This is a genomic window from Sandarakinorhabdus oryzae, from assembly GCF_009733735.1.
Taxonomy (GTDB): domain Bacteria; phylum Pseudomonadota; class Alphaproteobacteria; order Sphingomonadales; family Sphingomonadaceae; genus Sandarakinorhabdus; species Sandarakinorhabdus oryzae.
In genome coordinates this window covers 1-4,739 of record NZ_WNJP01000196.1, presented here as the reverse complement: position 1 = coordinate 4,739, position 4,739 = coordinate 1, and the positions used below count along the sequence as shown (strand labels likewise).

The window sequence follows — 4,739 nt, the reverse complement described above, 5'->3', positions numbered from 1 at the left end:
ACCGGGCCAGCACCGGGCAGGATGATTTGCGCGCCCAGCGCGGCGGCCAGGCACAGGCCGGTCGCGCTCAGCCAGCGGTCCCAGCTTCGGCCGGCAGGCGCAGCGGCGAGGAACAGCAGCACGCCGAGCACGGCCAACGCGGCCACCGCCTCCAGCCGTGGCAGTGCCGCCAGCCGGTCATAATATTCGCTGCCGACGCTGCCCGACAGCAGGTTGAGCCCGAACATCAGGAGGCCGGTGAGGATGAGGCAGAGCAATGCCTGCCCCAGCGCCAGCAACATCCCGCCCACGGACCATTCAGCCCGCCGCCACCAACCCGCGAGCAGCAGCAGCCCGGCACTGGCTGCCAGCAGCCCCCAGCCGGCAGCCGGGGCATAGACGATGATGCCGACAAACGGCGCGCTGGCGAAGACGGCATTGGCGCTGCGGTCCGGCAGGGCCGGCGCGGTCACCAGGTCGCGGGTGATGGCCAGCGCGCTGTCCCCCAAATGCTGCAGCGCGCCCTGGTCCAGCCGGTCGGGCGTCATCAACGGGCTGTGATAGCCCCAGGCATCGCCTATGAAGGCGAAGTTCAGCCCAGCCTGGCCGCGGTTCTTCACCGGCGTGAAATCCGTGTCGTTGGGCAGGCTTTCATACAAGGTGACGGCCAGGCTGCTGGCCGATGCGCCGGGCGCGACAGCGGCCAGCCGGCGCACGAGTGCGCCGTTCAACGGCCCGGTCTGGAACATCATGGCGCGGCCACCGCCGCCGCGGGCTTCCAGGTTGATGGTGATGCCGATGCGGGCGGCAATTGGATCGGCGGCAGCGCCGGGCGCAAAGATGGCGCGGGCGCCAACCAGTCCCAGTTCCTCGCCATCGGTGAGGATCAACACCAGGTCGCGGTGTTGCGTCGCTTGCGGGATGGCGCGGGCGACTTCCAGTGCGGCGGCGACCCCGGCGATATCATCGGCAGCGCCGGGGGAGGCCCACACCGAATCATGGTGCGCCATCAGGGCGATGGCTGGCGCGGCTCGGTCGCGACCGGGGCGGGTGGCGATCAGGCTGATGGCAGGGGCTGCCGGGTTGCCACCCCATTTCGCCAGCCGCTGCGCCGGACGTTCCGGCAGCGGTGTGATAACGCGGCGGCTGGTGAAGCCCAGCGCAGCCAGCCGGCGTTCCAGCGTGGCGATGTCGGCGAGGTTGGCGGGACTGCCGGTGGGATGGGGCGCGCTTGCCAGCAGGCGCACATCGGCCATGGCGCGGCCGGCGCTGAACCGGTCGGCCGGGGCCCTGGCGCCAAGCGGGTTTGGCGTCTGAATTGTCCACCAGCCGAGCAGCAGCCCGGCCGCGAGAGTGAGGAGGAAAAGCGCCCAGCGGTTCATGGGGCCAGCGTGGCCCGGCGACCGCCGGGCCGCAAGCCCTACTTCGCGCCCAGCTTCTGCGCCTGGTTCCAGGCCAGATCGGCCAGCGCCTCGAAGCCTTCGGCACTCTTGCGGGCGTGCGCCGAGGTGGCGGTGCCGCGGATCACCCGGCCCTTGATGCCATGGATGATGCCGGCCAGCCGGAACATGTTGTACGCAACATAGAAATCAATGTCCGGGATGCCGTCGCGCCCGGTGCGCCGGCAATAGGCATCGATATATTCGGCTTCCGATGGCAGGCCCATCGCTTCCAGATCATTGCCCACCAGCCCGGTCGTGGTGCTGGGCGGCATGCGGTACATCATCAGGTGATAGGAAAAGTCCGCCAGAGGATGGCCGAGCGTCGAGAGTTCCCAGTCCAGCACCGCCAGCACCTTGGGCTCGGTCGGGTGAAAGATCATGTTGTCACAGCGGTAATCGCCATGGACAACGGCCACTTCATCGCCGGGCGGGATATTGGCGGGCAGCCATTCAACCAATTTGTCCATCGGGCCGTAACGCCCGGCATCGACATCTTCGAGATATTGCTTGGACCAGCGGGCAATTTGCCGCGCGAAATAATTGCCTGGCTTGCCGAAATCGCCGAGGCCCGCAGCCACCGGATCGATCATGTGCAGTTCGGCCATCGTCTTGTTCATGGCGTCGAAATAGGCGCGGCGTTCGGGCTTGGGCACGCTGGGGAAGGTCGTGTCCCAGATCACCCGGCCATCGACACAATCCATGATGTAGAACCAGGTGCCGATCACGTCATTGTCCTGGCACAGGCCGAAGGTGCGCGCGACCGGGAAGCCCTGCGCGTAGAGCGCGGTGATCACCCTGTATTCGCGGTCCACGGCGTGGGCCGAGGGCAGCAGTTGGCCGGGCGGTTTCCTTCGCAGCACATAATTCTGATTGGGCGTGATCAGCTTGTAGGTCGGGTTGGATTGCCCGCCCTTGAACTGTTCGATGGTCAGTGGGCCGGCATAGCCTTCGACATTGGCCTGCATCCACTCCGCGAGGCGGCCGGAATCGATCTCCTGGCCGGGCCGCACCGCGCTGGTGCCCGAAAATTGCTCCTGCCGATCGCTCATCGCGCCTCTCCCGAAACGGCGGAATCAGGCGGTCTTGCCAATATCCCGCCGGAAATGGCCGCCGTGCCACCTGATCTTGCGAATAGCGGCATAGGCGAGCGCGCGCGCCTCGGAAATATCATGGCCCAGCGCGGTGATGTTGAGCACCCGGCCACCGGCGGCGACCAGACGGCCATCCTCGCTGCGCCTGGTGCCGGCGTGGAACACCCGGACGCCCAGCGCTTCGGCTGCTGCCAGACCATCAATCACCGTGCCAGCCACCGGCTTCCACGGATAACCCTTGGCCGCCATCACCACCGTGACCGCGGCATCGCTGCTCCACGCCGGATCGACATCTGCGAGGCTGCCGGTCGCTGCCGCCCACATCAGTTCGACCGCATCCGATTCCAGCCGCAGCATCAGCACCTGGGCCTCGGGATCGCCGAGCCGCACGTTGTATTCGATCAGCATCGGGCCTTCAGCCGTCAGCATCAGCCCGGCATAGAGAAAGCCCTGGAACGGGGTGCCGCGCTCCCGCATGGCCTTCAGCGTCGGCAGCACAATGCGCTCCATCGCTTGTTGCTGCAGCGTCGGGGTGAGGCGTGGGGACGGCGAGATGGCGCCCATGCCACCGGTGTTCGGCCCTTCATCGCCATCGCGCAGGCGTTTGTGATCCTGCGCGGTCGGCAGCACGCGCACCGTCTCGCCATCGGTCAGGATGAACAGGCTGGCTTCCGGCCCTTCCAGGCATTGTTCCACCACCACCGGGCCGTGGATCTCGGCCAGCGCGGCGAGGCCTTCCTCGTTGCTCTCGGCCACGGTCACGCCCTTGCCGCCGGCGAGGCCATCGGCCTTCACCACCACCGGCAGCGGGTGGACAGCGACATAATGATGGGCATCGGCCGAGGTGGCGAAGCGCCGGAAGCGGGCCGTGGGGATGGCATTGGCGGCGCACAGATCCTTGGTGAAGCCCTTGGAGGCCTCCAGCTCCGCCGCCGCCGCAGAGGGCCCGACCACCGGCACATTGGCGGCGCGCAGCGCATCGGCGACACCGGCCACCAAAGGCGCTTCCGGGCCAACGACGACCAGCGCGATGCCGTTGGCCGCCACGAAATCGACCACGGCCTTGGGGTTATTCGCATCCAGCGCCACGCACTGCGCCACCTCGGCGATGCCGGCATTGCCCGGCGCGCAGACCAGCCGGCCACAGCGCGGCGATTGGCGCAGTTTCCAGCACAGCGCGTGCTCGCGGCCACCGCCGCCCAGCACCAAGATGTCAACGGAGTCGGGGCAAGCACTCATGGCCTCTTCCCTATCATGCCAAAATGTCGCGGCAAGGCAGTTTCCCGGTCGCCATCCAAGGTTTAAGGAAGGGCTTGTGATCGAAGCGCCCGACAACACCCCCGAATACAGCGTCAGCGAGATCGCCGGCGCCCTGAAGCGCACGGTGGAGACCGCCTTTGGCCAGGTGCGCGTGCGCGGTGAGCTGTCCGGCTTCCGCCGCCAGTCCAGCGGCCACTGGTATGGCAGTTTGAAGGACGAACGTGCGCTCATCGATCTCGCCATGTGGCGCGGACCGGCGGCGACGCTTAGCTTCCGGCCCGAAGATGGCCTGGAAGTTGTCGTCACCGGCAAGCTCACCACCTATCCCGGCCGCTCCAAATATCAGCTGATCGTCGAATCGATGGAGCCGGCCGGCGTCGGCGCCCTGCTCGCCCAGATCGAGGCCAGGCGGCTGAAGCTGCAGGCCGAAGGCCTGTTCGATCCGGCGCGCAAGAAGCAATTGCCGTGGCTGCCCGGCGTCATCGGCGTCGTCACCAGCCCCACTGGCGCGGTGATTCGCGACATATTGCACCGGCTGGCCGATCGTTTCCCGCGCCGCGTGCTGGTGTGGCCGGTGGCGGTGCAGGGTGAAGGATCGGCTGCGCAGGTCGCTGCCGCCATCGCCGGTTTCAACGCCATTCCCGCCGATGGCCCGATCCCGCGCCCCGATCTGATCATCGTCGCGCGCGGCGGCGGCTCCATCGAGGATCTGGCCGCCTTCAACGAGGAAAATGTCGTGCGCGCCGCCGCCGCCAGCCAGATCCCGCTGATCAGCGCCGTTGGCCACGAGACCGACACGACCCTGATTGATTACGCGTCAGACTGGCGCGCCCCCACGCCCACCGCCGCCGCCGAACGCGCCGTGCCGGTGCGCGCCGAACTGGCCGCCTCGGTCGCCATGATGGCCGGCCGGCTTGACGAGTCGGTGGTGCGCGGCTGGAAGTTGCGGCGCGAGCGCAGCGTGGGC

At 67.9% G+C, this 4,739-nt stretch carries 4 protein-coding genes; 1 reads left to right on the top strand and 3 read right to left on the bottom strand.

What is annotated here, in order from left to right:
* The 3 genes from GJ693_RS13960 to purD form a co-directional block, all read right to left on the bottom strand.
* A partial coding sequence (locus GJ693_RS13960; protein ID WP_156256887.1) for a M20/M25/M40 family metallo-hydrolase occupies positions 1–1,361 on the bottom strand: 1,361 nt, incomplete at its 3' end.
* Between the two features lie 38 nt (positions 1,362–1,399).
* On the bottom strand, positions 1,400–2,470 hold the full coding sequence (locus GJ693_RS13955) for a phosphotransferase family protein (protein WP_156256886.1): 1,071 nt from the start codon (positions 2,468–2,470) through the stop codon (positions 1,400–1,402).
* Positions 2,471–2,494: 24 nt separating this feature from the next.
* A complete protein-coding gene (gene purD, locus GJ693_RS13950; RefSeq protein WP_156256885.1) occupies positions 2,495–3,751 on the bottom strand; it encodes a phosphoribosylamine--glycine ligase in 1,257 nt (418 codons plus the stop codon).
* A 76-nt stretch (positions 3,752–3,827) separates the two neighbouring features.
* On the opposite strand from purD, the gene xseA reads away from it, so the two are divergent.
* Positions 3,828–4,739: exodeoxyribonuclease VII large subunit (xseA, locus tag GJ693_RS13945; RefSeq protein ID WP_156256884.1), on the top strand; the 912-nt coding region annotated here is incomplete at its 3' end.

Coding starts and splice junctions, on each gene's coding strand:
- GJ693_RS13955 (WP_156256886.1), bottom strand. CDS start 2,470: ATGAGCGATCGGCAGGAGCAATTTTCGGGCACCAGCGCGGTGCGGCCC.
- purD (WP_156256885.1), bottom strand. CDS start 3,751: ATGAGTGCTTGCCCCGACTCCGTTGACATCTTGGTGCTGGGCGGCGGT.